The 24,764-nt window shown below is 62.4% G+C and carries 23 protein-coding genes and 1 pseudogene; 11 read left to right on the top strand and 13 right to left on the bottom strand.

Annotation, left to right across the window (positions count from 1 at the left end):
• The first annotated feature begins 27 nt into the window (after positions 1-27).
• From OKW45_RS24225 to OKW45_RS24205, 5 genes are all read left to right on the top strand, one after another.
• Entirely contained in the window at positions 28-1,485 is a 1,458-nt protein-coding gene (locus OKW45_RS24225; protein WP_429471588.1) for an aldehyde dehydrogenase family protein, read from the top strand.
• A 59-nt stretch (positions 1,486-1,544) separates the two neighbouring features.
• A complete protein-coding gene (locus OKW45_RS24220) occupies positions 1,545-2,024 on the top strand; it encodes a GlcG/HbpS family heme-binding protein (RefSeq protein WP_429471586.1) in 480 nt (159 codons plus the stop codon).
• Positions 2,025-2,092: 68 nt separating this feature from the next.
• On the top strand, positions 2,093-3,136 hold the full coding sequence (locus OKW45_RS24215; RefSeq protein ID WP_429471584.1) for a 2Fe-2S iron-sulfur cluster-binding protein: 1,044 nt from the start codon (positions 2,093-2,095) through the stop codon (positions 3,134-3,136).
• Entirely contained in the window at positions 3,133-4,095 is a 963-nt protein-coding gene (locus tag OKW45_RS24210) for an ornithine cyclodeaminase family protein (protein ID WP_429471582.1), read from the top strand. Before OKW45_RS24215 ends, OKW45_RS24210 begins: the two co-directional genes overlap by 4 nt.
• Positions 4,092-4,403: a hypothetical protein gene (locus OKW45_RS24205; protein WP_429471580.1), complete on the top strand. Its 312-nt coding sequence runs from the start codon at positions 4,092-4,094 to the stop codon at positions 4,401-4,403. The genes OKW45_RS24210 and OKW45_RS24205 overlap by 4 nt, the downstream gene beginning before the upstream one ends.
• A gap of 395 nt (positions 4,404-4,798) precedes the next feature.
• On the opposite strand, the gene OKW45_RS24200 is transcribed toward OKW45_RS24205, so the two are convergent.
• From OKW45_RS24200 to OKW45_RS24170, 7 genes are all read right to left on the bottom strand, one after another.
• On the bottom strand, positions 4,799-5,152 hold the full coding sequence (locus tag OKW45_RS24200; RefSeq protein ID WP_429471578.1) for an NlpC/P60 family protein: 354 nt from the start codon (positions 5,150-5,152) through the stop codon (positions 4,799-4,801).
• Between the two features lie 235 nt (positions 5,153-5,387).
• A complete protein-coding gene (locus tag OKW45_RS24195) occupies positions 5,388-5,771 on the bottom strand; it encodes a hypothetical protein (protein ID WP_429471576.1) in 384 nt (127 codons plus the stop codon).
• A gap of 7 nt (positions 5,772-5,778) precedes the next feature.
• The gene (locus tag OKW45_RS24190; protein ID WP_429471574.1) at positions 5,779-6,111 is read right to left on the bottom strand and encodes a ClpB D2-like domain containing protein; all 333 of its coding nucleotides are present in this window, start codon (positions 6,109-6,111) and stop codon (positions 5,779-5,781) included.
• Complete coding sequence (gene tssH / locus OKW45_RS24185; RefSeq protein WP_429471572.1) at positions 6,081-8,519, bottom strand: type VI secretion system ATPase TssH; 2,439 nt, start codon at positions 8,517-8,519, stop codon at positions 6,081-6,083. Before tssH ends, OKW45_RS24190 begins: the two co-directional genes overlap by 31 nt.
• Positions 8,520-8,685: 166 nt before the next feature.
• Positions 8,686-9,171, bottom strand: coding sequence for an Hcp family type VI secretion system effector (locus tag OKW45_RS24180; protein WP_018418275.1), 486 nt, complete (start codon positions 9,169-9,171; stop codon positions 8,686-8,688).
• Between the two features lie 93 nt (positions 9,172-9,264).
• A complete protein-coding gene (locus tag OKW45_RS24175) occupies positions 9,265-11,115 on the bottom strand; it encodes an OmpA family protein (protein ID WP_429471570.1) in 1,851 nt (616 codons plus the stop codon).
• On the bottom strand, positions 11,112-11,855 hold the full coding sequence (locus tag OKW45_RS24170) for a DotU family type IV/VI secretion system protein (RefSeq protein WP_429471568.1): 744 nt from the start codon (positions 11,853-11,855) through the stop codon (positions 11,112-11,114). Before OKW45_RS24170 ends, OKW45_RS24175 begins: the two co-directional genes overlap by 4 nt.
• A gap of 684 nt (positions 11,856-12,539) precedes the next feature.
• Between OKW45_RS24170 and tssB the strand changes: the two genes are divergently transcribed.
• The 5 genes and pseudogenes from tssB to OKW45_RS24145 form a co-directional block, all read left to right on the top strand.
• Positions 12,540-13,052, top strand: coding sequence for a type VI secretion system contractile sheath small subunit (gene tssB, locus OKW45_RS24165; protein WP_018418271.1), 513 nt, complete (start codon positions 12,540-12,542; stop codon positions 13,050-13,052).
• A gap of 85 nt (positions 13,053-13,137) precedes the next feature.
• Positions 13,138-14,673 (top strand): type VI secretion system contractile sheath large subunit, encoded by a 1,536-nt coding sequence (tssC, locus tag OKW45_RS24160; protein ID WP_018418270.1) that lies wholly within the window; start codon positions 13,138-13,140, stop codon positions 14,671-14,673.
• A 97-nt stretch (positions 14,674-14,770) separates the two neighbouring features.
• Complete coding sequence (gene tssA / locus OKW45_RS24155) at positions 14,771-16,363, top strand: type VI secretion system protein TssA (RefSeq protein ID WP_429471566.1); 1,593 nt, start codon at positions 14,771-14,773, stop codon at positions 16,361-16,363.
• A gap of 2 nt (positions 16,364-16,365) precedes the next feature.
• On the top strand, positions 16,366-17,160 hold the full coding sequence (locus tag OKW45_RS24150; RefSeq protein ID WP_429473348.1) for a DUF746 domain-containing protein: 795 nt from the start codon (positions 16,366-16,368) through the stop codon (positions 17,158-17,160).
• Positions 17,133-17,252, top strand: a pseudogene (locus OKW45_RS24145) (DUF746 domain-containing protein); the annotation flags it as partial. The gene OKW45_RS24150 and the pseudogene OKW45_RS24145, both read left to right, overlap by 28 nt.
• 90 nt (positions 17,253-17,342) lie before the next feature.
• On the opposite strand, the gene OKW45_RS24140 reads toward OKW45_RS24145, so the two are convergent.
• From OKW45_RS24140 to tssC (OKW45_RS24115), 6 genes are read right to left on the bottom strand one after another with little or no spacing between them, the layout of a single operon-like run.
• A complete protein-coding gene (locus OKW45_RS24140; RefSeq protein WP_429471564.1) occupies positions 17,343-17,891 on the bottom strand; it encodes a hypothetical protein in 549 nt (182 codons plus the stop codon).
• Positions 17,892-17,936: 45 nt separating this feature from the next.
• Positions 17,937-18,215, bottom strand: coding sequence for a PAAR domain-containing protein (locus OKW45_RS24135; RefSeq protein WP_018418266.1), 279 nt, complete (start codon positions 18,213-18,215; stop codon positions 17,937-17,939).
• A gap of 38 nt (positions 18,216-18,253) precedes the next feature.
• Positions 18,254-18,685 carry a type VI secretion system baseplate subunit TssE gene (gene tssE / locus OKW45_RS24130; protein ID WP_429471562.1) on the bottom strand — a complete coding sequence of 144 codons (432 nt, stop codon included), beginning with the start codon at positions 18,683-18,685 and terminating at the stop codon, positions 18,254-18,256.
• A gap of 7 nt (positions 18,686-18,692) precedes the next feature.
• Complete coding sequence (locus tag OKW45_RS24125) at positions 18,693-19,382, bottom strand: DotU/TssL family secretion system protein (RefSeq protein WP_429471560.1); 690 nt, start codon at positions 19,380-19,382, stop codon at positions 18,693-18,695.
• Positions 19,379-20,725, bottom strand: coding sequence for a type VI secretion system baseplate subunit TssK (tssK, locus tag OKW45_RS24120; protein WP_429471558.1), 1,347 nt, complete (start codon positions 20,723-20,725; stop codon positions 19,379-19,381). Before tssK ends, OKW45_RS24125 begins: the two co-directional genes overlap by 4 nt.
• Positions 20,726-20,768: 43 nt before the next feature.
• Positions 20,769-22,172: a type VI secretion system contractile sheath large subunit gene (gene tssC, locus OKW45_RS24115; protein WP_429471556.1), complete on the bottom strand. Its 1,404-nt coding sequence runs from the start codon at positions 22,170-22,172 to the stop codon at positions 20,769-20,771.
• Between the two features lie 254 nt (positions 22,173-22,426).
• Here tssC (OKW45_RS24115) and OKW45_RS24110 point away from each other — a divergent pair, with 254 nt between their 5' ends.
• Positions 22,427-24,754: a type VI secretion system Vgr family protein gene (locus OKW45_RS24110; protein ID WP_429471555.1), complete on the top strand. Its 2,328-nt coding sequence runs from the start codon at positions 22,427-22,429 to the stop codon at positions 24,752-24,754.
• The last annotated feature ends 10 nt before the right edge of the window (positions 24,755-24,764 follow it).

Below are 24,764 nucleotides of genomic sequence, written 5' to 3'. Positions count from 1 at the left end.
TCGCCATCGCGTACAAGAGGGAGTGTCATGAGCGAATCCGCAACTGTATTCAAGAACCTGATTGCGGGAGAGTGGACCGCCAGCGTGAGCGGCAAGACTTTCCGGAACATCAATCCCGCCGATACGCGCGATGTCATCGGTCATTTCCAGGCGTCGACGCCCGACGACGCGCAGGCGGCGCTCGGCGCGGCATCGGCCGCATTCGCGAAGTGGCGCCGCACTTCGGTATCGGCGCGCGCGAAGATCGTCAACAAGGCGGCCGACTGGCTGGAAGCCAACGCCGATGCATTCGCGCTCGAATTGACGCGCGAAGAAGGCAAGCCGCTCGCGCAAAGCCGCGACGAAATCCTGCGTTCCGCGCAGGTGCTGCGTTTCTACGCGGTCGAAGCGCAGACCTTCACCGGCGAGACGTTCCCCAGCGACGATCCCGACCAGCTGGTGTACACGCAGCGTGAGCCGCTCGGTGTGGTCACCGTGATCACGCCGTGGAATTTCCCGATCTCGATTCCGGCGCGCAAGATCGCACCGGCGCTGATGGCCGGCAACACGGTCGTCTTCAAGCCTTCATCGGATGCGCCGCTGATCGGCTATCGGCTTGCCGAAGCGTTCGTGCAGGCGGGCATTCCGGCCGGCGTCATCAACTACATCACCGGGCGCGCCTCCGACATCGGCGCGGCGATCACCGAGCCGCCCGTGGTGCGCGCAGTGTCGTTCACGGGTTCGACGGCCGCGGGCGAGCATATCCATCGCTCGGTGCCGATCACGACGCGCACGCAAATGGAACTCGGCGGCAAGAATCCGCTGATCGTGATGGAAGACGCGGACCTTGACCGCGCGGTGGATCTCGCGGTCAAGGGCGGCCTGTCGCTGAGCGGCCAGGCGTGTACCGGCACGAGCCGCATCCTCGTCATGGAGACGGTGCGTGAAGCGTTTACGGCCAGGCTGCTCGAACGCGTGAAGAGTCTCAAGATCGGCAGCGGCGTCACGCCCGGCATGGATCTCGGTCCGCTCGCCAACCGCAAGCAGCTCGATACGGTGCTCGGCTACGTCGCATCCGGCAAGGAGCAGGCGACCCATCTGACCGGCGGCGATCAACTGACCGGCGACGGTTTCGAACACGGCTATTACGTCAGTCCGGCCGTCTTCACGAACGTGCCCGAGAACGCCCGCATCTATCGCGAGGAAATCTTCGGTCCGGTGCTGGCGATCGTTTCGGTGACGAGCTTCGAGGACGCAATGAGGAAAGCCAACGACACCGAATACGGTCTTTCGGCGGCCATCGCGACGTCGAATCCGCGCTACATGCACCGCTTCGCCGACGAGATCGAATCGGGCACGGTCAAGATCAACCGCACCACCACCGGCAACGTCGTCAATGCGCCGTTCGGCGGTTTGAAGCGCTCGAGCACCTCCACGTTCCGTGAATCGGGCCGCGCGGGGCTGGAGTTTTACACGCAGATCAAAACGGTTTATCGCGGTCTCTGAGCCGCACGTCGCGCGACCAAAGCATCGCAACGACACATCATTCAATCGGAAAACGCATCATGAAAACTTCTTTCAGGCTTGAACTCGCCGAAGCGCGCGCGATGGCACGCGCCGCGCTGGAACGCGCGCAGGCGATCGACGTCGCCGAGTCGGTCTGCATCGTCGACGCGGGCGGCTATCCGCTCGTGCTGGAGCGCATGGACGAAGCGCGCATCACCGGCCCGCAGATCGCCTGGAACAAGGCCTTCACGGCGGCGGGCCACAAGCGCTCGACGCATCTGTTCACCAAGGCGCCCAATGGCCCCGCGTTGCCGGGCAACGAAGCGTTCGGCATCCAGTTGAGTTTCGAGGGACGCTTTGCCGCGTTCGTCGGCGGCTTTCCGATCGTGGTCGACGGCGAAGTGATCGGCGGCGTGGGGCTGAGCGGCGGCAACGGCGAGCAGGACACGCAGTGCGGCCTCGCCGCGCTCGAAGCGCTGAAGACGCTGCTGTCCGCGGGCGAGCATCGCGTGCTCGTGGAAGCCGACATCAAGAAGTAAGGTCAAGAAGTCACGCTGCGCGCCGCCCAGTGGCAGGCGAGTCCATTGTTTCGTTAGAGATTGGCAAGATGGTCTATCAGATTGAGATCGCGGAAACCGGCCAGCGCTTCGCTGCGCAGGCCGACGAATCGCTGCTCGACGCGGCGCTTGCCGCTGGCGTCGCGCTTCCTCACGATTGCCAGCTGGGCGGTTGCGGCGCATGCCGGGTAAAAGTGGTCAGCGGTGCGCACGAGTACGACGAGTTCCCGTTCGGACTCTCACAGGAAGAATCCAGCGCGGGCTTCGCACTCGCATGTCAGGCGCGCGCGCGCAGCGACATGGTGATCGCCGCGGGGCATGCGGGCGCGGATGTGTCCGCACCCGCCGTGGTCGAGGCGCGAGTCGTCGAAGTGAGCACCTTGGGTCCGGACGTGCGGCGGCTCGCGATCGCGCTTCCCGAGCACCTCGAGCTCAAGTTCAACCCCGGCCAGTACATGAACGTCGTGCTGGAAAACGGCTCGCGCAGGAGCTTTTCGATGGCGTCGGCGAGGCTCGGCGGCGCGGACACGTATGCGCTCGACTTTCACATCAAGCGCGTGCCGGGCGGCCGCTTTACCGATCATCTGCTGTCGGGCTTGCGCGCGGGCGATCGTCTCGACGTCGAACTGCCGCTGGGCAGCTTCCGCTTTCACGCGGAGGATTACCGCCCACTCGTGATGGTCGCGACGGGCACCGGACTCGCGCCGGTCAAAGGCATCATCGAGTCGCTGATGGACGATCCCGATTGCCCGCCGGTATCGCTGTATTGGGGCGCGCGGACCGAGGCGGATCTTTATCTTCACGAGGAGATCCAGCAATGGGGCGCACGCCTCTACGAGTTCCAGTACGTGCCGGTGCTGTCGCGACCGGACAGTACCTGGACCGGACGGCAGGGCTATGTCCAGCACGCGGTATGCGAGGACTTTCCGGACCTGTCGGAGCACGCGGTCTACCTGTGCGGATCGCCGGCCATGATCGACGATGCGCGGCGCCACTTCCTGCGCAACGGCGCGAGCATCGATCACCTCTACGCGGACAGCTTCACGTTCCAGCACGAAGCCGAATCCGCGCTTCACGAAAGGAAGATTGCATGATTCATTTGACGGATGCGCAGATCGACGAACTCATCACCATCGACGATGCCATTCCGGCACTCGAACAGGGATTTCGCGAACTCTCCAGCGGCGCGGCGGCCGTGCAGCGCCGGGTGCGCACGGAAGTGGGCGGCGTGAAGCTCTCGACCCTTGGCGCCGTGCTGCCAGAACTCGGTGTCGCGGGCGCGAAGGTTTATTCGACGATTGCCGGTCAATTCAACTTCTCGATCGTGCTGTTCTCGACGGTGGACGGCAGCCTGCTGGCCATACTCGATGCGAACGCGATCACGCGCATTCGCACCGCCGCGACGACGGTGGTGGCCGTGCGCGCGCTGGCGAAGCAACAGGCGCGCACGGTGGCCGTGTTCGGCACCGGCGTGCAAGGGCGCGCTCATGCGCTTGCGCTGGCCGCGCACACGGGCTTGCGGTCGTTTCGTATCGTCGGGCTGGAGGGCACGCGCGAACTCGCGGCGGCCGTCACGGCCGCCGGTTCGACGCGAGGCATCGAGGCCACGGTGTGCGACGTGGTCGACGCGGTGCGGGGCGCGGACGTGATCGTGACCGCGACGCGTGCCACCGGTGCGCTGTTCGACGGCAATGCGGTGTCGCCGGGCGCGCTGATTGCCGCGATCGGTTCGAGCCTGCCGCATACGCGCGAACTCGACGACACGCTGATCGCGCGAGCGTCGCGCATCGTGGTCGAACTGCGCGAGCAGGCGCGCGAAGAAGCGGGCGACCTGGTGCTCACGCAGCCGGGTACGTTCGACTGGGACGACACGGTGGAGCTCGGCGATGTGCTGACCGGCCGCGCTAAAGGCCGCGTCGCGGACGACGACGTGATCGTCTACAAGGCCGTGGGCATCGGCTTGCAGGATGTCGTGCTGGCGGGAGTCGCATGGCGCAAGTACCTGGCGCGCAGTGAGGTCAAGGTGCTGAACGCGTTGCAGGGCTCGCGATGAGCGCAACGCCGGGCGCCGATCGGGCCTGCAACATTGCCTCGGTACAAGGCGAGCGGTCGTTCCGGCAGTCGCTGCTGGCGATGCTGGGTTTGTCGAGCGTCGTGATGATGATGGCGATCGACCAGACTGAAGTCGAGCCAGCGCTGGGCTACGAGATGGAAGGCGCCTTCGGCGGCGCGTTTGCGAGCGATGGACTCGGCCCGGCGATGTTCGACCGGATCGATGCCTTAGCGCACAAGATTGCGCGCGGCAGTGGCCAACCGTCGCGCATTAGCGAGTGTGATATCGGGGGTAGGGGCCGAGGCTGAGGAAGTTCTCCTTGCCCGTACTCGGTCTTCAATAGCGGAACATCCAAGTTTTGCTCCCGTCCGGCCAGATGCGCAAGGCCAAGTTCGACGCGTTTGGGCATGGCCTAACATCTCGATTCCGTGTATACGCAAAAATCGTCGATGTCAGGGGAACGCAAGGGAGCCGCAGGGAACAAAAAACCCGTAAGGCATTAATCTTACGGGGTTTCTCGGACTTCTTCGGCTTACGCCGGAACAACTGTTGGTGCCCAGGAGAGGTGACCGGCGTCAGTCCGCGTCCTGCCCGTAAAGCGGTGTGGGCGTAGGGTCACCCGCTTTTGCAGTGGGGGGCGCGATTGTCATGCTCAACTCCGGAATCAGGAATGTATCTGGACACGGGGCCGGTTGAGCGGCATTCAGTCCGGTGGCCTGCGCGCCCAGGGAAACGACACGCACAGCCGGGTCATGCGATGGAGTTCGGGCTTGCCCGTCCACCAGTCGTTGTCGACGGTTTCGTTATTGCCTGTCGCGATACCGACATGCCAGTGCGCTCCGCACAGGCGGTGCAACAGCAGCGACTTGCGCGGTTGCCAGAAGACCACATCGCCCGGTTGTACGTTGGCCTGCGCGTCGATCTTCTGCCATTGCGATAGCGCTTTATCGACTGCCGACACGGACGCGAGTTTTCCGATCGGATGACAGGCGCCCTCAAAAATCGCGCTGACCGTATAGGCGCACGACAGCAACCCGGGAAAGGACATACCCAGCATGTCTCGCCTGGTCGACGCGTTCCAGCGTTGTACGCCGTAGAGGGAACCATCACCCTGTACGGCCGATGGAGAAGATCGCGCTGCCGTGAGAAGAGCGGATCGAAGGGAAGACTCGCAATACGGGCCGCTCGGGGCGCTGGCGCTGACAGCCGTGGTCGACGCGACTGCGATGGCTATCGCGGATAGCAGTCCGGGCAGGCGCGGAAGACTCGATCGATGCATCGGGTGGGGCCGCCTAGCTACGATGTGCGGAGCGGGTAGCGTCGCGTTTTTTTGCGAAGGCCGCAATGGGATCGTCTGCACGACCCGCGTCAGGAGCGTGGATTTCGGCACGCGACTTTGCAGATGCTGTCTTCGAGGGAATGCGGTTGCAGCGGGCGCCCGTGCTTCTGCACGTGTAAGTCGATGGCTGACGGCTGGACCTTGCGGCTTCTTCTTTCTGCAAGGCCTGGGGGCTCAGCCATTCTTCCTGGTACGCGGCGTGGGCATTGATGTTCAGGATTGCAAGGAGACCAGCAATGATCCCGGTCATGATGTAACGTTGCTTCATGATGTTCTTTTTTCTATTGACGTAGCCGGCAAGCAGGCCGTCGTGGAGCGGCTGCGCCGGCGGCGTCATGTAGTCTTCAGGCAGTAACTGCTTCAGGCATGCCGGCGGACGACAGTTCATGATCGACAAAGTCGATCGTCAGGTTGCCTTCGGCCGAACTGGAGAGGAGGATCTTCGCAGGTGCGGTACCGGCCGCCATGCGGGAAAGCAGTTCACGGGAGACCGATGGCAGGATGCGCTGGTTCAGGAATGCGTCCACGTTGCGCGCTCCGGATTCGCGTGCAAGGCAGAGCCCGGCCATCGCATCAACAAACGAGTCGTCGCATTGCAGCTCGACGTCGTGCTGCCGGCGCAGGCGCCCGGCCACCTTCGCGAGCCTCATGCGCACAATGCCGGCGAGCGCTGCCACATCGAGCGGCCGGTACACCAGCGTCTGGAAGCGCGCGAGGAGGGCGGGCTGGAAATGTGCGACGAGCTGGGGATGGATGGCCTCGAGGAGCGCTGCCTGCGCGATATCCGGCTGTCGGTGGTGACTTCGTCAATCTGGGCGCTGCCGAGATTGGATGTCATGAGGATCACGCAGTTGCGGAAGTCGATCTCACGCCCCTCACCATCGCGCATCGTGCCGCGATCGAACACCTGATAGAAGATGTCCAGCACGTCGCGGTGGGCTTTCTCGACCTCATCGAGCAGCACGACACTGTACGGGCGCTGACGGACTGCTTCGGTCAGCACGCCACCGCGGCCGTAGCCGACGTAGCCGGGAGGCGACCCCTTCAGCTGCGATACCGTGTGGGACTCCTGGTATTCCGACATGTTGATCGTAGTCAGGGCTGCCTCGCCGCCGAAGAGCAGGTCAGCCAATGCGAGTGCGGTTTCGGTCTTGCCGACGCCGGAAGGGCCCGCGAGCAGGAACACGCCGAGCGGAGCCTGCTCGTTCTTCAGGCCGGCCTTCGCCGTGCGGAGGCTTTGCGCCAGCGCGGCGAGTGCATCGTCCTGGGCAACCACGCGCTTCGCGAGCTGTGTCTCCAGGGTGAGCAGGCCCTGCAGCTCATCTTCGAGGAGGTTGCCGACCGGCACGCCGGTCCATTCGGCCACCACGCGGGCGATCGCCTGCGCGTCGACGTCAACGAAGACGAGCGGCGCCTTGCCGTGCAGACCGGAAAGCAGTTGCCTGGCCCCGTCGAGTTCCTGTGGATCCGGTGCTGATACTTCATCTTTTGCAGCGTCCCGGCAGAGGTGAATCCGGTGGACCAGTTCGAGTTCGCTGACATAACGTGCCTGCATGTTCGTCAGGTCATTTCGCGCCTCGATCAGCGCGCCCTGAAGCGCTTCGCGTCGGGTTGCGCTCTCATCCACGCCGGCCTGCATGTCCGCATCGAGCGTTGCCTGTTCCAGTTCCAGTGCGGACACGGCAGCGCGCGCCTGCTGCAGTTCCGCCGGAGGCGATTCGAGCCCCATGCGCACGCGCGCGGCTGCCGTGTCGATCAGGTCAACGGCCTTGTCCGGCAACTGGCGTGCGGGGATGTAGCGGCGCGAGAGCCTGACCGCGGCGACCAGCGCCTCGTCGCGGATGTGCACGTTGTGATACTTCGCATAGCGCTCCTTAAGGCCACGCAGCATCAGACAGGCGGTCGCATCGTCGGGCTCCTCCACCTTGATCATCTGGAAGCGGCGCTCAAGCGCGGCATCGCGCTCGAAGTATTCCTTGTACTCCGACCAGGTGGTCGCGGCGATCGTGCGCAGTTCGCCGCGCGCAAGCGCGGGCTTGAGCAGGTTGGCCGCGTCGGCACCGCCCGCCGCATTGCCGGCGCCGATCAGGGTGTGCGCTTCGTCGATAAAAAGCAGGATCGGCTCCGCGGAAGCCTGCACCTCATCGATCACATTCTTCAGGCGCTGCTCGAATTCTCCCTTCACGCCGGCGCCCGCCTGCAGCAGCCCCAGATCGAGCGTGAGGATGCGCACGTCGCGGATCACGTTCGGGACGGTGCCTTCGGCCACGCGCAGCGCGAGGCCTTCGACGAGCGCGGTCTTGCCCACGCCCGGCTCACCCACGAGGATGGGGTTGTTCTTCCTGCGCCGGGCAAGCACGTCGACCATCTGCTGGATCTCGCGGTCGCGCCCGAACACGGGGTCGATCTTGCCCTCGCGCGCCTTGGCCGTGATGTCGATCGCAAAGCGGGCAAGTGCATCGCCTTCAACGTTGCGCCTGACTGCCTGCGCCGCTTTCTGCGTCGTCTTTCCGTCAGGCACGTGGCCCGCGGCAACAGCACCCGTTGCTGGCGCGGCCTGTTCCGGCAATGGATCTGGCTCGTTCTCACAGGTGCGCTGCGCGAGGCGCGGCAGCAGTCGCGGGATCTGCGCGCTGCTGATGGAGAGCAGCTGCCAGGCATTGTTCGCGCGAAGAACATGCGGCGCCTCGATGATGGCCTGCAGGATATTGCCGGAGCGGATCACCGGATCGCCGCTCGTGTCGCCGGAAGACGCAATGAACCAGGCGTCCTGGAGAACAATGGCCAGTTGCGGCGAGAGGCTGGGACGGCCACGCAGGTTGCGCGGCGTGTGGTCGATGGCCTTGAGCAGCGTATCCCACACGGCGTCGATACTCAGGTCGTAGTGGTTCATGATGGCCGGGATATCGCCGTCCCCGGCCTCGATCAGCTTGAGCAGCCAGTGCTCGACCGTAATCTCGTCCGAAAGTCGTCCCTGGCACAGGCTTGCGGCAGCTTCGAGCGCATTTGCACAGTGGGGATTGAGCCGTTGCAGGAGCTGGTTCGCTTCACGGGAGAAATGGTTTCGGTCGTTGAGCACGGTCATGTTCGGGCTGTTCGCACGTCTGAAGAGGGGGCGTGCCGGCTGGGAGCGGCCGTCCCGCGTAATGAAAAAGGCCAGTCCGCAAAGGTTATTGAGCGGACCGGCAAAGGAAGGCCGGTATTCCGAGGGCCACCGGGGACGGTGAACCGGCCCTTCAGATCACGGTTAATCAGGAACGCTCGTTCCAGGTATCCTTGTGGATGATGTTGCCGTCCTTATACGACCAGGTGATCGTCTCGTAGCGCAGCTCGACTTCTTCGAGATGGTTGTGCTTTTCGTAGTCCGGGTCCTTGATGTCGAGCATCTTCGGACGCACCGCGACGATCTTCACGTTATCGAGCTTCGTATTGAAATATTCCTTTTCCTTGCCCGCGTCGTCGATCTTGTACCACCTGATCTCCGCCGACTTGAGCGTCTGGCCGCTCGTGACCGCCTTGTACAGATACGGCGTCGACGCGTCGGTCTCCTTGACCAGCGTGATCGGTGCGTGAACACGCGTACCCGTCAGCTTGCCGGTATTACCGTCGGTCGGAATATGCAGGCTGTGATTGAACGCGGTGATTTCAACACTGCCCTCGCGGCCCTGAACGGTCACCGAACCCTTGATGTCCGCGCCACCATCGTCCTTAAGCCACATGTATGACGGAATTGCCATTTCTTACTCCCTTCTTCTTACAGTAACAAGCGCCCGGATTCAGTTACCGGGCAACACAATCCCGAAGCCCTCGCTCCGGGGACCAAAACCGCGTTATCCGGCTGAACTGGCCGCGTCCGGCGCCGCGCTGGTCCCTGCGGGGGCCTGCGGCGCATTCCCCAAGGGGACTTCCTTCGGGGCGTCAGGGACGAGCGTGATTTCCACGCGGCGATTTTTCGCCCGCCCGGCTTGCGTGTTGTTGTCCGCGAGAGGGCGCGTGTCGCCATAGCCCTGAATGGCGAACTGCGTGGCCGGAATACCGGAGGCCTCGATGAGCCAGTCGCGCACGGCTTCGGCGCGCGCTGTCGAGAGCTTCAGGTTGCTGTCCGGATCGCCCACGTTATCGGTATGGCCGGCCACCAGAATCCGCTTGTCCGGATGTGCCTTGATCATTTCGAGCGCGTTCACCATGACGCGCATCGAGCCGTCCTTGAGCTGCGCGCGGCCGCTGTCGAAGAGCGACATGCTGTCGAGCGTCACGACAGCGGGAGGCGGTGGCGGCGGCTGATATGAGGCGATCGCATCGTTGAGCGGCGCAATCATCCTGGCGCCGCGGTACAGGCCGAATGACAGGGTTAGCGGTACGCCTGTGCGTGCGTAATGCTCCAGCTCATCGCGATCGGCGACGAGGGCCTGCAGTGCATCGCGCTTCGCGGCATCGTGTACGGCGGGGATCATCGACCAGCGACCGAGATCTGCGCCAATGCGCGTGAGCAGCGCCTGGTTGTGCAGGACAGAGAAGAAAAACGCGACGGCGGCCGCGCAGGCCAGCAACGCCAATGCGTGGGCCAGCGCAACAATGCGCGGCGACATCCAGAATCGCTGGGGCATCGCGCGGATCAGCGGCTGGGGAAGCGGCCATGGCATGGGGGAGGCTGGCCCGGGGGCGCGCGTTACCCTGGTCTGGTTCTGGACATCGCTCTCCCACGGGCGGCCCGGCCCGTGTGCGGGTCCGCAATCGATCCAGCCGACACCATGCAGTGCCCAGGGTGTGGCGGGTTGCCTCTGGTCAACGAGTGCATGAATCACGACCCGCTGCGTCCAGCCAATGATCGACGCGAGGGCGGCGGCCCGTGCGGCTGGCGCGCTGCTCCCTGCCACACCTACGGCCTCATTCCCGGCAGCACGGATCACCGTCCCGAAGGCCGACGCATTCACCATGCGGGTCGCCGACGAAACGCCATACCACTGCGGTGTGAGAAGGTCTGCGGGTGCCATCGCGCCGTGGCCCGGTATCAGGTCTTGCGCCATACCGCGAAACCCATCGGGCGCGAGTCGCTGGTATACCGCGACATATCCTGGAAGAGGGCGCGAGCCCAGCACCCGTGCCGCGTCCGCTGCGGCCTGCCGCACCACGCGCAATGCCTGCGAAAGTACGTCCTCGTCTGTATAACGGGCGGGCGCCACTGAATGCACGACAGCATCCGGTGCCCGTCCGTCGCGCCATTGCCGTACGGCGATGGCCATGCGCGACAGGTCCTGTGGGCGGTCCACGCGCAGCCAGATCGCGCCATCCCCGACGTGCGCGAAGCGCTGCTCATTGTGCCGGTCAAACAGCGCCGGCAGATCGTCGCCCGTGACCAGCACGAGCGGCATACGGGTGCGCAGCCGCAGCGGAATATCAGCGGTTGCGGCGCCGAGTGCAGCCAGCACGTGCGCATTGTCGTTGCTTGCGCGGGCGAGCAGCCTCGTGCGCCAGAACACCAGCAGGGCACCGGTGATCACAATGGCACCCGTGAGCAGCGAAGCCAGCCCGAGCGTGGGCCGGGCCACGAGCCACATCACCGCAAGCGCCAGTGCGATCGTAGAAACGACCATCAGCCGCAGCGGATACCCCAGCCCGTTGTGGCCAGTGGCCTGAGCCGGAGCGGTTCCGGCGGTGAGCATCGACAGATCAGATTTCATGGCCTGCTCACCTCGATCTTCACCTTCGCTGGCGCGATTTGCGCGAGCTGCGTCTCAAGAACCCTGCTTCCCACAACCCAGACAACGATTGCCACAAGGCATGCGGAAATGACGAGGATCCACGGTGCGGTTCGTCGAAAATCGCCGTAAAGACGGAGCCCGACCCGGTCGGTGAGGAAGGGTTCGTCGACGGTCTCGCGCAGCATCTGAAGCCGCGCGTCGAGCGCTGAAATCAACGCAGCCCGCTTCGCTTCTCCCTCACGCGCATATCGGCCGATGAATCCCATGGCGAGAATCGCTGCGTAGTACTCAAGCAGTTCAACATCCGGCGACGACTCGCGCAGATGCGCCTCAACAGCATCGATGATGCGTCTGCCAGCGTCGTAAATGGAGAAACGCTCAACCTGCATCGGATGAGATTCCCAGGCTGACCGTGTGTTGCCGGGCAGATGGCGCAGCGCCATTTCGTCGAGCAGACCGCACTGGGCCACCAGCGCTTCACGCTGCACGTCTTCGGGATAGCCAGACCGCGCAAGCGTATCGGCGAACTGGTCAACGAGCTGTGCGCAGCGCTCGCGAAATCGCGCTGCGTCCTGGACGGTTCCCCCGGATGAAAGCGAGGTCACGAGTAGCGCGGTATCGCGCAGCAGATCGCGCATGCCCTCGCCAGCGCGCCGGGCAACGTCAGGTACGGGATTCAGGTGGGTCCGCTTCTCGTGGCCCAAGGTCAATGTGCTCATGCGCGCTGATGACCAACGCAGGACCGGCTACCCTGATGCACAGACATCGTGATTGCGTCGGGCTTGACGACGTTCAACGCAATTCCCCGCGGCACGATCCGCTTGTACACCGGCTGCGTGAGAGGGAGATCTTCTGGCCCGGGCAGGCTATCGGTCTGCAATGTGTGGTCTACGTTATTGTCCTGATGCGTAAAGGATTCCATATGGCCCCTTTCGTGCAAGGATAGCGATTTTTTTAGATATCCTGGTGAATAAAACATTCAAGAATTGTCATATTTTCTAAAGAAGAAATTGAGATACGCATTGCGCATCGTATTGTCACGTTTCATTGACGTTCGCCAGAAAATCGCGTGATAAAACGTCGATTGAAATCAGATTTGTCTGGGACGGAGAGTGTGCGGGAAGCGGTGAATGATGAGAGTGGAAATGCCATGTGTGACTCCAGTCATTCTGAGATGTGAATTAACAAAATTTAAGTTTTATACGTATCGATATAGCTGCGAACAGGCTTTGACGTAATGGCGGTAAACCTGTTTAATACGGTCTGCCAGTAGGGTCGCATGAATGAAAGCCACGCCATGGGGAGCAGCTGGAATAAGCATTCGCGATGCGCGTGCGGGGAGCCTCTCTATCGCTACGGTTGATTCCTGCGGAGATCATTTACTCCATTTCTGAGGATAACTGATGGACAGCTTCCAGAGAGAAATTCCGAAATCGCGCGTTTCGATCACATTAGACCTGCATACGGGCGGGGCGCAGAAGAAGGTCGAACTGCCGCTCAAGCTGCTGGTGGCGGGCGACTTCAGTGCGGGCCGTGAGCAGGCCCCGCTGGCCGAGCGCAAGAAGGTCAATATCGACAAGAACAACTTTGACTCGGTGCTGGCCGACTATGCACCGGACCTGAAGTTCGGCGCAGAAAACACGCTCGCTGCCGACGGTTCGGAACTCCCGGTCAACCTGTCGTTCCGTTCGATGAAGGACTTCGAACCGGAGCAGGTGGCACGCCAGATCCCGGAACTCCAGGCGCTGCTCGCGATGCGCAACCTGCTGCGCGACCTGAAATCGAACCTGCTTGATAACGCGACGTTCCGCCGCGAGTTCGAGAAGATTCTGAAGGACAGGCGTCTGTCTGACAAGCTGCGCGGCGAACTGGGGCAGCTCGCGACGGCGGCCACGCAACCGGAAGGACATGCCTGAACGGCGCAACCGGCGACAGCAGCCCAGGTCAGCCTTCACCGCTTTGCGCAATCAGGTGGCACTTCACACGCAGACAGGAATCCCAATGAAACAGAACGAATCCCATCAGGGCGCAGCTCAGACCGTTGTGCTTGACGCACCCGACAGCGTATATGCCTCGCTGTGCAGCAAGATCAACCTCAAGCCTATCGCCGAGGCACGCCCGATCGAGGCGTTCCGCGACAGCGACACGCTCTCCGAAGCTTCGGCCGACGAGCGCATTGCGCGTGGCATGGGCGCCTTTCTCGAACTCGTTGCGCAGTCGAGCCAGCCGGTCGAGCGTCTGGACAAGTCGCTGCTCGATTTCCATATCGGCCAGCTTGACCGCCAGATCAGCCGTCAGCTCGACGCGGTGATGCACACGCCGGAATTCCAGGCGCTCGAAGGCCGCTGGCGCGGTCTGAAAATGCTCGTGTCGCGCACGGACTTCCGTCGCAACGCGCGCATCGAGGTACTCGACGTGTCGAAGGACGCGCTGCAGCGCGACTTCGAGGACACGCCGGAACTCATCCAGAGCGGCCTCTATCGTCTCACGTACATCGAGGAATACGACACGCCGGGCGGCCAGCCGATCAGTGCGCTGATCAGCGATTTCGAGTTCGCGAACTCGCCGATGGACATCGCCCTGCTGCGCAACATCTCGAAGGTGGCCGCAGCCGCCCATATGCCGTTCATTGGCTCGGTGGGTGCAGCGTTCTTCGGCAAGAAGTCGATGGAGGAAGTGGCCGCGATCCAGGATATCGGCAACTACTTCGATCGCGCCGAGTACATCAAGTGGAAGAGCTTCCGCGACACGGACGACGCGCGCTATGTGGGTCTGACGATGCCGCGTGTGCTGGGTCGCCTGCCGTATGGCAAGGATACGGTGCCCGTGCGTGCCTTCAACTATGAAGAAGCGGTGAAGGGCCCGGATCACGACAGGTATCTGTGGGTCAACGCCTCGTTCGCGTTCGCGGCGAACATGAGCCGCAGCTTCGTGAATAACGGGTGGTGCGTCCAGATCCGCGGTCCGCAGGCCGGTGGCAAGGTCGAAGACCTGCCGGTGCATCTGTACGACCTCGGCACCGGTACCCAGGCCAAGATCCCGACCGAAGTGCTGATTCCGGAGACGCGCGAGTTCGAGTTCGCGAACCTGGGCTTCATTCCGCTCTCGTTCTACAAGAACCACGATTTCGCCTGCTTCTTCTCGGCCAGCTCGGCGCAGAAGCCGACCTTGTATGAGACGAAGGAGGCGACCGCCAACAGCCGCATCAATGCGCGCCTGCCGTACATCTTCCTGCTCTCGCGTATCGCGCACTACCTGAAGCTGATCCAGCGCGAAAACATCGGTACGACCAAGGACCGTCGTCTGCTTGAACTGGAGCTGAACCAGTGGATCAAGGGTCTCGTCACCGAGATGAAGGATCCGGGCGATGAACTGCAGGCCTCGCATCCGCTGCGCGAGGCGAAGGTGACGGTCGAGGACATCGAGGACAATCCGGGCTTCTTCCGCATCAAGCTGTACGTCATTCCTCACTTCCAGGTTGAGGGGATGGATATCGGCCTGTCGCTCGTGTCGCAGATGCCGAAAGCCAAGGGTTGACCACGCAGCTGACCGGTTACTGTTGATATGAACCGCGCCGGGGCACTGTACCGCCCCGGCGTTATTTTTTCTGATTCTGCATGGTGGGGATCCCTTGATGCTGTCTGGCCTGCTCAGGACACTGTTTCCGTCACGTGACGCGGAACAGCTCACGCGCTCGCGCCTTGATACCTGGAGTGCCTGGCTGCAGCCGCTACCGGGCGAACACGGCGTGGGGCGCGATCCCGGCTATGAAGATGCGTTCTTTGCGCTCAAGGATGAATCGACCCGGCTTTCCGGCATCGACGACTCACTGATCGTGCGCTCATGCGAGCAACTGCTCAAGGAAACCGGCAAGGATCTCCGGGTGGCTGGCTACTACGCCGGCGCGCGCCTGCGGCAGGATGGCCCGGCCGGATTCGCAGACGGGCTGGAACTGGCCGCCGCCCTGATCGAGCGCTTCGGCGAGTCGGTGCTGCCCGCGCGTGCCGAGGCGAAGAAGGGCGCGCTGGAAATGCTGGCCACCACCCGCATGGTGGAGTTGCTCGCGAGCCGCGGCGAGCCAGCTTCCCACGATACCGAACGCGCGCTTGAACGTTCACTCGCTGCACTCGACGTCCTGGCGACACAGACGGCCGCATGGGCGGAAGCCGCGCGCCCGAACCTGCAGCCGCTCATCTCGCGGTTCGAAGGTAAAGGTGAACCGTGCGGTGTTGCCGCAGACACGTCGCCGGCGCCCACCTCACCCGTGACGGGTGGCACATCCTCCGGGGCGATCGCCTCGACCCCGGATCTGCTCGATCAGGCTCGCACGATGGCCTCGTGGCTACGCGATCAGGAGCAGGGCTACCTGCCGTCTGTACGGCTCGTGCGCTGTATTCGCTGGGATACCCTGCACGACGTGCCGCCGGCCGATGCGGCCTCCCATACACGGCTTGCCGCTCCGCGCCCGGAACTGCGCGCGCAGATGAAGCGGCTCGTCCTGCAGAAGCAGTGGAACGAACTGCTTGAGCGCGTCGAAGGTGCGTTCATGGAAGGCGTCAACCACCTCTGGTTCGATCTGCAGTACTTCCAGCACATTGCGCTCGATCACGCAGGTGCGCCGTACAGCACATGGCGAGAACTGCTGCGCGCGGACTTCGCGCTTTTCCTCGAGCGGCTGCCTGGCATTGAGCGGCTATCGTTCAACGATGGCACGCCCTTCGCGGACGACACGACGCTCGAGTGGATCGCACGCCACGCCGTCGTGCGCGACCTCGAAGCGGGGGAGACCGTGGCGCCGCTGCCGGTATCGGCCGACAGCGAGGAAGGAGGGGCGGGCGACTGGCCGGAGATCGAGGCACAGGCAAGGGATCTCACGGCCCGTGATGGCATCGAGGCGGCCTTTGCCTGGCTCGGGAGCCTGCCCGGCATGAAAACGCAGCGGCACCGCTTCCTGCAGCGCTTTGTGATGGCACGTCTCGCACAGAATGCCGAACGGGCGGACACGGCCATGTCGCTGCTGCTCGAGCTTGATGCCGCGGCGAAATCGTTGCCGCTCATACACTGGGACCCCGCGCTCGTGTTCGCGGTCAAACTCCAGCTGGTGCGGGCACTGAAGGCCGCAAGCAACCGCAAGGACGCGGACAGGCCGGCATTGTCCCGTCGCATCGCTGAACTGCAGAGCGAGATGACCGTACTTGACCCGGCACGTGCGCTGGGGCTTTCGTGACCATGCCGGCCACGAAACGCGGTCGGCGAAAAACCCTGGTTGTGTCCGGCACTGATCTTGACGCGAGCGCAACCGGACTGGCGCCGGCAACCGCAGACGGACCGGTATTTGACGTCAGGCAAACCATCAAGCGGCAGCCTGCCCGTGATTATCTGGAAACGGATGAGGACATTGCACTTACCGCGTGGGTCACGTCGCTATGGGAAGAGCTGCGCTCTCGTGATGAAACGCCGGTTCCCCCGTGTCCGCAGTGCGCGAGCGGGCGTACGGCGTTGCTGAACCGGGCAGGTTCGCGTCGACCCCTGCCGATGTTCCAGTGCCGCGATGTTCCAGTGCCGACCCCTGCCGATGTTCAGTGCCGCGATTGCGGCAGGACTTATACGTGCATGTCTGAATCTCCCTTGAAGCGACTGCGCCATCCCCACAAGACGCCTGACTTTATCCGGCTGCTGTCCCAGCCGCTTCCGCTTGAGGAGGCAGGGCGGCGTATGCACATGGACTACCCGGCGGTTTCAAACTGGCTGATGTGGTTCAGGCAACTGATCGCGCAGAACGATCCAGAAGGAGTCTGGTTGCCGCGGGTGAAGCTTGGTCTGAGGTACCGTCCTCTTGGCACCTGCGGGCGTTGTGGCTACCACGGCACACTTCACTACGGCGGCTTCGCTCCCGGGCGCCGGCGCCGGGTTATCTACCCTGAATGCGAGCGTACGTGGATGATTGACGATTACCCTGGCTCTCACGTTCCGCAACGTTCGGTGACGCAGCACGTGCGCTGGGTACAACACCGGAGTTCGTGAGCTCGCGGGTCACGCGCTTCAGGCGGTGGCTCCTCGCGCTTGATCCTGCTGGCGACATGCAGGCGCGCATCCGTATTGGCAGACGACGGTGAGGAGACGGCATCGGTTACCACGCTCCTTGCATGATGTGCTGCGCTGGCATGGGGAGTCAGCAGAGGCGGCTGGGCGCTACCAGAAGGGACTTACGGTTGCTGGATATCACGCTCGTGACAACTGAGCATTTCATAGCGTCCTGCACGAAGCGACGTGATGGCAATTTTCGAATCTTTCGCGGGTTCGCGCAAATCCGCATTCGTGTCGATTGAACACTTGTTCTCCCGCGCAAATTGCTCCAGCCGGACCGTGCTGCCATGGATCCTGACTGCGACATCCAGCCCGGGATCAACACAGCAACCAATCCATCTGCTCATGTATTGCTCACTAATCATCACAAGCTCGTGCCCCATAAAGGGCGCGGGCTTTTTGAGCCACCAGTAGTCCGTATAGTCAGCGCCCCCGTTGGGCTTTCTGGCCAGATAGCCGGCGGCGATATATGCCTGGATTGCCGCTCCCGAATCGGCCGCCCGGTGCTGCTTCGACCCGTCAAGGCGCATGGCGTCAGTGAGCCCTTGCGCCAGTTTTCCGTCATCGGCAGCGAGAACCGGGGCACTGGTGGTGAACAGGATGCCACCCACAATGCTCAGGAGGGCGACGAGGGCACGTGCTGGTGTCAAACGAATGGAAGGAAACACGATCAGCTGATCCGGTTGTGAGTCGACACGATGACAGGATCTGGATTACTCATCGTAGTACTCGGAGCGAGCGATTACGCGGTTTGTCCCGCGCGGGCACTGGCATGCGACGATATCGTTGTCCTTTACAGCGGCCGTGGCACCCGTCAGCCCCCAGCCTTTCGCCGTGCCCAGCATGGGACCGATATGCCCACAACGCCCGCACGACGCGAGTCCCTGATCTTTCGCGAGCGATCCGTTCTCGTCGGCGAAATCCTCGTCGCCGTCCAGCACCTCGCCCCCGGTTGTCGTCCTGTTCCCCTTGATTGCCAGCATCGTTGCCATGCCATGCTCCTTTTCACGTTGAAGTCGTCCGGACCGCATCAATACCGATCGAGCGCGGCCTGCAGCATTTTCAGACGGGTCTTGCCATCTGGCGTGAACACCGTGTCAAACCGCACGAGCCCATCCTGATGAAGGTGGCAGGCCATCGTGAAGCTGACCATCATGCCGGGCTCCGGCGCATGCACCTCGATCTCGACCGCTTTCAGCCGCGGCTCGTATTTGAGCAATGTCGACTCGATGGCATTGCGCAGCTTATGGGTCGATGACGGCAGGTGCCGGTAAATCTCCGACAGATCGTCAAGTCCGAAGTCCGGCAGATGTGCAAGCGAACGACGCCGGCTGTTCAGGATGCGCTCGATGTTGTCCCGCACCGAAAGGAACGTCTGCTCCTCTGGTGTGAAGTCGCTCACCGTCGACCCATCAGCAAAATGCCCCGTGATCCGCTCGAAGAGTCCTGGTCCTGTACGCATGGGTGTCTCAGTGCGCCATGCCTGCGATCGACGACAGCAGCCACTGGTCGATGTCGAACCAGACAAGTCCCGCTGCGATACCGGCGAGGAGAACCCACGCGAGCGGGGACAGCGGCCGCCGGCGCCGGCGGGACGGATTTACCACCACCGGGCCTGACTGATCTGGCGCGCTTCTGTCATTGCTACCGCCAGCGGCACGCGCAAGACGTTCGTCAATCGAACTGATGAGCTTCTCGCGCGCTTCGGCCTCGTTCAGGGCATAACGGCCCTTGAACCCGAGTCCAAGGACGGCCGCAAAGATCCCCAGCAGGGGCAGCACGGGCTTCGCCTCGCGCAGGCGCTGACCGATCCGCCTGAGCAGCTCTTCGCCCGCATCATTGCGGCCGAACACGCGCACCTGCAGCGGTTCGCGTTCCCACGTATCACGCGCCGTTCCACCGAGTCCATTGAGGGCTACTTCATCGAGCAGCGCGCATTGCGCATAGAGCGCGTCATCAATCACATCGCGCGGATGTCCGCGCCGCTGCAGTTCCTCGCGCAGGCCGACAATCTGGGCATCGGAGTCCCGGCGCAGGACTTCCAGCGATGGCGGGTTGCCACTGCGAAGTGAAACGACGGTGCGCGCCGTGTCGCGCAGGGCGACGGGTAGCAATGCGGGCAGCAGGTCCGGGCCCGGTTCTGCGATGGCCAATTTCATGTTGGCAGCACCGCATAAAGCTCAAGCTCGGCCTCGGGAATCGACCCGGGCACGTAGATCTGGCAGGCACGCGCCGCAATCATGCGGGCGAAGGCCGGATCCGTACTGTCCACCGCAAAGTACTGGTTCTCAATGCGTACGGGAATCGCGGCAGGAAGACGCGACACCGGACGCAGCGCAATACCGGCCAGTGCGGAATTGACGACCTGCTCGACTTCGTCGGGCGCGCCCATCTTGCACAAGGCGGGAATCTGTTCGAGAAGGGCATGGGCGGGCATCGCCGCGCGGACCGACAGGTAATAGTCGACGTCAACGGTCAGCCGCTCCTCCTTGATCTGGCCGCGCCACATCGAGGTCCGCAGCCGCTCGAGCTCAATCGGTACGACGCGCGAGGGAATCACGGCATCCAGCAGCGCGCGGATCAGCTCTTCCAGTTCTGCAAACACGGGTTCCGGCGCACGATGGTCATAGGCGGGGATGGCCTGCAGCGTTTCCGTGGTCGAGAACGTGAGAAGTGATCCGGCCAGGCGCGCGAGCACAGCGTACAGGCGTTCGGGGTGCTGGTCGGGCGCCTGGGCGAGCCGCGCCAGTTCGGGCCACGTGCTGTTCACCGAATGCAGCAGCCAGAAGAGCGAAACATCGGACACCGCGAAATCCGCGATCTGGTCCGAACGCTCCTTGCGTCGCACCGCGAGGCTCGCGCTCTTGGCCGTCAGAATCTCCGAGAGGCGCCGCATGCGTTGCGTGAGCCGCGTGCTCGCCGACAGGAAGAGGCACGGCGGCACAAACGTCTCATCTACCTCGAAGCGACCCTGCGGTGTGCGCGCGAGACGGGCAACGGGACACGTGACGTAGTCGTCCGGCTTCTCGAAGTCGAACAGCAGTGCCACGACCTGGCGCTCGACGCTGATCTCTTCCTTTTCCTGTCCGTTGAGGTCGACGACATGGACGAATTCGCGGGTCACGCGTCGGGGCCGCGCCGGTTTCTCTCCAGGCTCGACGCAATTGTTGCCCTGCGCGTCAACCAACGCTACCCCGGCGAGCACCGTTACCGCTTCGACACTGGCCGGTACGTCTGACAGACTGCGCGTAGCGGGCAGCCAGTCGGCGGTTTCGCTGTCGATGAACGTACCATCGCGCAGACGAGCTGTCAGCTTCGCGAGCTGTAGCCGCTCGACCATGAGCGCCTGCGTATCCAGTGCGACACCAATCACCCCCCAGGCGTCGGGACTTGCGATACGGGCGACCTGCTCGTTGGCGAACTGCTCCCACAGCGCCTGCTGCTGGAAGTGCTGCGGCGTCATGAAAATGCCACGCGTCCACAGGGGTTTCGTTATCTTCATCGTTGAAAGTCGTCGTAATTCAGGTAGGGAGAGTGGTCGGGGTTCAACGCTTTGCCTTCGGCATCTGGGACATGAGCGACAGGCTCACATCCATGCCCTCGATCTGGAAATGCGGAACAATGAAGAGTGCGATGCGAAAGAAGCCCGGGTTATCTTCAATGTCTTCCACCACGACGCGGGCTTCACGCAGCGGATGTGAAGCCTGCAGGTCGTCACCCGGTGTCGTCATGACCGTCACGAGCGAACGGATCCATGTGTTCAGTTCCAGTTCAAGCACTCGGCGGTCCTTGGTGGTGCCGATATTCTCGCGCTGGATCAGTTTGAGATAGTGCGCGATACGCGAGAGCAGGAAGATGTACGGCAGGCGCGCGTTGATGCGGCTGTTGGCTGCGGCGCCGCGTGTGTCGAAGACGGCGGGCTTCTGGGTCGAGTGCGCGGAATAGAAGCACGCGTAGTCGTGATTGCTCGTGTACGAAAGCGCAACAAGACCCAGCTCGGCGAATTCAAACTCACGGGTTTCAGGAATCAGCGCGTCAGTAGCAATCTTCCCCAGATGGCCGGTATCCAGATCGTAAAGATGGACCGGCAGATCGGGGATCACGCCACCGGCCTGGGGGCCCCGTATCTGAAGACACCAGCCATTGCGCACGAAACTTCTCACGAGGTTCACGGCGAAGGCAAACGCCGCGTTCGCCCACACGAAGGCACTGCTCCCTCCACTACGGACATCCTCGGTGTAGTTGAAAGCTCGCACGGGATTGATGTCGGGCCCGTATGGCAGGCGTGCAAGAAACCGGGGCAGCGTGAGCCCGACATAGCGGGCATCCTCCGTCTCCCGGAACGCTTTCCATTTGAGATAGATCGCGCGCTCGAAGTGGCCAGACAGATCGCGTATGCCTGCGACTTCCTCCATCGACGTCCTGCCGAAGAACTCCGGCGAAACAGCGCCGATAAATGGCATGTGCGCCGCGGCCGCTACCTTCGACAGATTACGCAGTAACGCAATGTCGGGTGCGCTGGCGTCGAACTCGTAGTTCCCGATGATCGCGGCGAAAGGGTAGGCGCCGGGCGTGTCATATTCCTGGGTGTACGTCTGCAGGAACAGGCCGCTCTGGATCAGTTCGGGCGCATCCTCGAAGTCCTGGCGCAAGGTCTCTTTCGGGACATCGAGCACCTCGATACGCACGTTGCGACGAAAGTCTGTCCGGTCAACCAGGAATTGCAGGCCGCGCCATGCCGACTCGAGCGTCTGGAAAGCGGGGTGGTGGAGGATGGTGTCGATCTGCCTGCCGAGTAACAGGTCGATGGTGGCGAGATCGTGGTCGATGCGTAATGCATCTATGGCATCCACGCGCGCACGCTCATCACGCGCACCGTTCCGCGTGAACGAGTCGGGTGTCGTGGTCTTCTGGTCTCGCTGCGTGCTGTTCTGGAAGCTTGCGCTCATCGTTCAGTAACTGATATCCCGGCTTCGCTTAACTGGTGATATTTAGCACGCGATACATCTCAAAACCAGCCTTAAAGGTCAACAATTGTCAGTGACCGATTAAAAACAACAAACGTTTCATGTCGACATAAGCACTGCTTCACTGGCAGATCGAAGGCGCGTAATGTACTCACCCCAAATACCATTGGTTACGCGATCGTATTTCATGCGTAGCAGTTCCGACGTACTGCTGATCAGGTGAGGAATAAGCAAACATGGCAAGCCTGTATGACGAAGCGAGGAAGGTTGTATCGGATCTGACGGCGACACCAGGACGTCAGGCGTATTTCCTGGATGTGCCGGGGACTGACAGTGCGGCGCAGCTCTCGGTCGTGTCATTTGACGCGTCCGAAAAAATGGGCGAACCCAACCTTGTGCGCATCGTGGTGACCCATCCGGGCCAGCTTGCACGCACCGACTACCTGGGCCGGGATGCGGTCTTCACGATCGTGCCAGACGATGGCGTGCCGAAGATGTTTTCGGGATACATCGAGCGCTTCTCGACAATACAGACGACAAAGGATTTCAGGAAATATGAGTTTTACCTGAAATCCCACATCGGACGGCTTGCCGCAGTCGACAACACGCAGATCTACCAGCATCAGACGATACCGGAAATCATGGCGGCGATCCTGCGACGTCATGGTCTGCGCGAACACCAGTTCTCTTTCCGCCTGCGGAAACAGTACCTCAAGCAACTTTTCCGTTTCCAGTACAGGATCAATGATCTGGCCTGGCTGCAGATGCTGATGCAGAAGTCGGGCATCTACTTTTATATCGTTGAGACCGAATACGGCGATCAGGTGGTGTTTGGCGATGACATCGACCATTACCTCTACGACCCGCGACTCATCGTGCCGTACCGTGAAGCGGCGGGTCTCGAAGCGGGTGGAGTAGAGGCCGTCACATCGATCAGGACGCATACGGAGACGGTGCCGCAGTCGTTCGTCGTCGCGGACTATAACCCTGAGAGCGCCTGGGAGCGTTTTCGGGATGAAGCGAACGTTGCGCCAGACGATCCCACCACCTACGGCCAGCCGTATATTTACGGTACGAACCACCTCGACCAGCAGGGCGCAAAGTGGGAAGCACAGTTGCGCCACGAAGCGGCGCTCGCCCGCCAGGTTGTGTATGAAGGTGAGAGCACCGTGCTCGCGCTTCAATGCGCGCGTGTCCTGGAGACGGATGTTGCTCTGCCCGATGCGCCGAAAGGCCAGGTGGTCACCGAGATCACCCACAGCGGCGCACGCGACAAGCCCTATACCAACAGCTATAAGGCCATCCCGGCCGACCGGCGTTTCCGTCTTGAACTGAAACCGGAGACCTGGCCCAAGATCGCCGGCACACTTTCAGCGCGAATTTGCAGTCAGGACAAGTACACATACGGCTACCTGAATTCCGTCGGCTATTACGTGGTGCGTTTCGACGTGGATTTTGCGGACTGGCCGAAGGGCGGTGAGAGTGTGCCACTGCGCATGGCAAAACCCTTCGCCGGGAAGCTGCAGACCGGCATGCACTTCGTCGCGCTGGATAATGACGAAGCCGTGATTTCCTTCAGGGATGGGGATCCGGACAAGCCAGAAATCACGGCCTTCCACCACCACAGCCAGGCCCGCGACCTCATCACCAACGATCGCCGCTGGCTGTCGCGCAACATGATCCGTACGCAGAAGAACAACAAGCTGCGCATGGAGGACTGGGAGGGCCAGGAAGGCATCAAGCTGAGCACGGAGCACTCGGGCAAGTCACAGCTCAATCTCGGCTATCTGGTGAACCAGAAGCTCGAATACCGGGGTGAAGGCTACGAGCTCCGGACAGCGGGTTACGGAGTCAACCGGGCGGGTAAAGGTCTGCACCTGACGGCGTATGATCGCCCGGCCGCGAGCGGCAAGCAGCTCGACATGCAGGAGACCATCGCTCAACTCGAGAGCGCGCTGGCGACTGCAAGGGCGCTGGCAGCGTCCGCCAGCAGTGCGAAGGCCGAACCTGCCGACACCGACGCGCAGCAGCAGATGAGGGCTGATCTTGACGGCCTGAAGAAACCGGGGCTGCTCATGAGCACGCCGGCCTCTGCGGCACTCGTCACGGGCCAGGGTCTGCAGTTCGCAGCAAAGGACAATATCTCGGCTGTTGCCGGAAAGAACGCCGACTGGAGCGTGGTGAAGCGGTTCACCGTTGCGGCCGGCGAGAAGATTTCGCTGTTCGCGCAGAAGCTCGGTATCAAGATCTTTGCAGCGAAAGGCCCGGTCGAGATTCAGGCCCAGAGCGATGCAATGTCACTGCTTGCCGATCAGGACGTGTCGGTGTCGAGCGTGAACGGTACGGTACGCATCAGCGCAAAGAACGAACTCGTTCTCGAATGTGGTGGCGCATTCATCCAGCTCAAGGACGGCAACGTCACGCTCGGTGGTCCTGCCGACCTGTTCTTCAAGGTCATTACGATCCAGAAGAAGGGCGCGGCGTCGATGCAGATTTCCCCGAAGCTGCCCACGGCAAATGACCTCCCCGACCTGACCGGGCATGGCTCCAGGTTTTCTGGCTAAACTCATTCGA

This window comes from Paraburkholderia lebeckiae, from assembly GCF_050436225.1.
Taxonomy (GTDB): Bacteria; Pseudomonadota; Gammaproteobacteria; order Burkholderiales; family Burkholderiaceae; genus Paraburkholderia; species Paraburkholderia tuberum.
The sequence above is the reverse complement of the archived record's forward strand: the minus strand, read 5'-3'. Positions and strand labels throughout refer to the sequence as shown.

Coding starts and splice junctions, on each gene's coding strand:
- OKW45_RS24225 (WP_429471588.1), top strand. CDS start 28: ATGAGCGAATCCGCAACTGTATTCAAGAACCTGATTGCGGGAGAGTGG.
- OKW45_RS24220 (WP_429471586.1), top strand. CDS start 1,545: ATGAAAACTTCTTTCAGGCTTGAACTCGCCGAAGCGCGCGCGATGGCA.
- OKW45_RS24215 (WP_429471584.1), top strand. CDS start 2,093: ATGGTCTATCAGATTGAGATCGCGGAAACCGGCCAGCGCTTCGCTGCG.
- OKW45_RS24210 (WP_429471582.1), top strand. CDS start 3,133: ATGATTCATTTGACGGATGCGCAGATCGACGAACTCATCACCATCGAC.
- OKW45_RS24205 (WP_429471580.1), top strand. CDS start 4,092: ATGAGCGCAACGCCGGGCGCCGATCGGGCCTGCAACATTGCCTCGGTA.
- OKW45_RS24200 (WP_429471578.1), bottom strand. CDS start 5,152: ATGCTGGGTATGTCCTTTCCCGGGTTGCTGTCGTGCGCCTATACGGTC.
- OKW45_RS24195 (WP_429471576.1), bottom strand. CDS start 5,771: ATGACGCCGCCGGCGCAGCCGCTCCACGACGGCCTGCTTGCCGGCTAC.
- tssH (WP_429471572.1), bottom strand. CDS start 8,519: ATGACCGTGCTCAACGACCGAAACCATTTCTCCCGTGAAGCGAACCAG.
- OKW45_RS24180 (WP_018418275.1), bottom strand. CDS start 9,171: ATGGCAATTCCGTCATACATGTGGCTTAAGGACGATGGTGGCGCGGAC.
- OKW45_RS24175 (WP_429471570.1), bottom strand. CDS start 11,115: ATGAAATCTGATCTGTCGATGCTCACCGCCGGAACCGCTCCGGCTCAG.
- OKW45_RS24170 (WP_429471568.1), bottom strand. CDS start 11,855: ATGAGCACATTGACCTTGGGCCACGAGAAGCGGACCCACCTGAATCCC.
- tssB (WP_018418271.1), top strand. CDS start 12,540: ATGGACAGCTTCCAGAGAGAAATTCCGAAATCGCGCGTTTCGATCACA.
- tssC (WP_018418270.1), top strand. CDS start 13,138: ATGAAACAGAACGAATCCCATCAGGGCGCAGCTCAGACCGTTGTGCTT.
- tssA (WP_429471566.1), top strand. CDS start 14,771: ATGCTGTCTGGCCTGCTCAGGACACTGTTTCCGTCACGTGACGCGGAA.
- OKW45_RS24150 (WP_429473348.1), top strand. CDS start 16,366: ATGCCGGCCACGAAACGCGGTCGGCGAAAAACCCTGGTTGTGTCCGGC.
- OKW45_RS24135 (WP_018418266.1), bottom strand. CDS start 18,215: ATGGCAACGATGCTGGCAATCAAGGGGAACAGGACGACAACCGGGGGC.
- tssE (WP_429471562.1), bottom strand. CDS start 18,685: ATGCGTACAGGACCAGGACTCTTCGAGCGGATCACGGGGCATTTTGCT.
- OKW45_RS24125 (WP_429471560.1), bottom strand. CDS start 19,382: ATGAAATTGGCCATCGCAGAACCGGGCCCGGACCTGCTGCCCGCATTG.
- tssK (WP_429471558.1), bottom strand. CDS start 20,725: ATGAAGATAACGAAACCCCTGTGGACGCGTGGCATTTTCATGACGCCG.
- tssC (WP_429471556.1), bottom strand. CDS start 22,172: ATGAGCGCAAGCTTCCAGAACAGCACGCAGCGAGACCAGAAGACCACG.
- OKW45_RS24110 (WP_429471555.1), top strand. CDS start 22,427: ATGGCAAGCCTGTATGACGAAGCGAGGAAGGTTGTATCGGATCTGACG.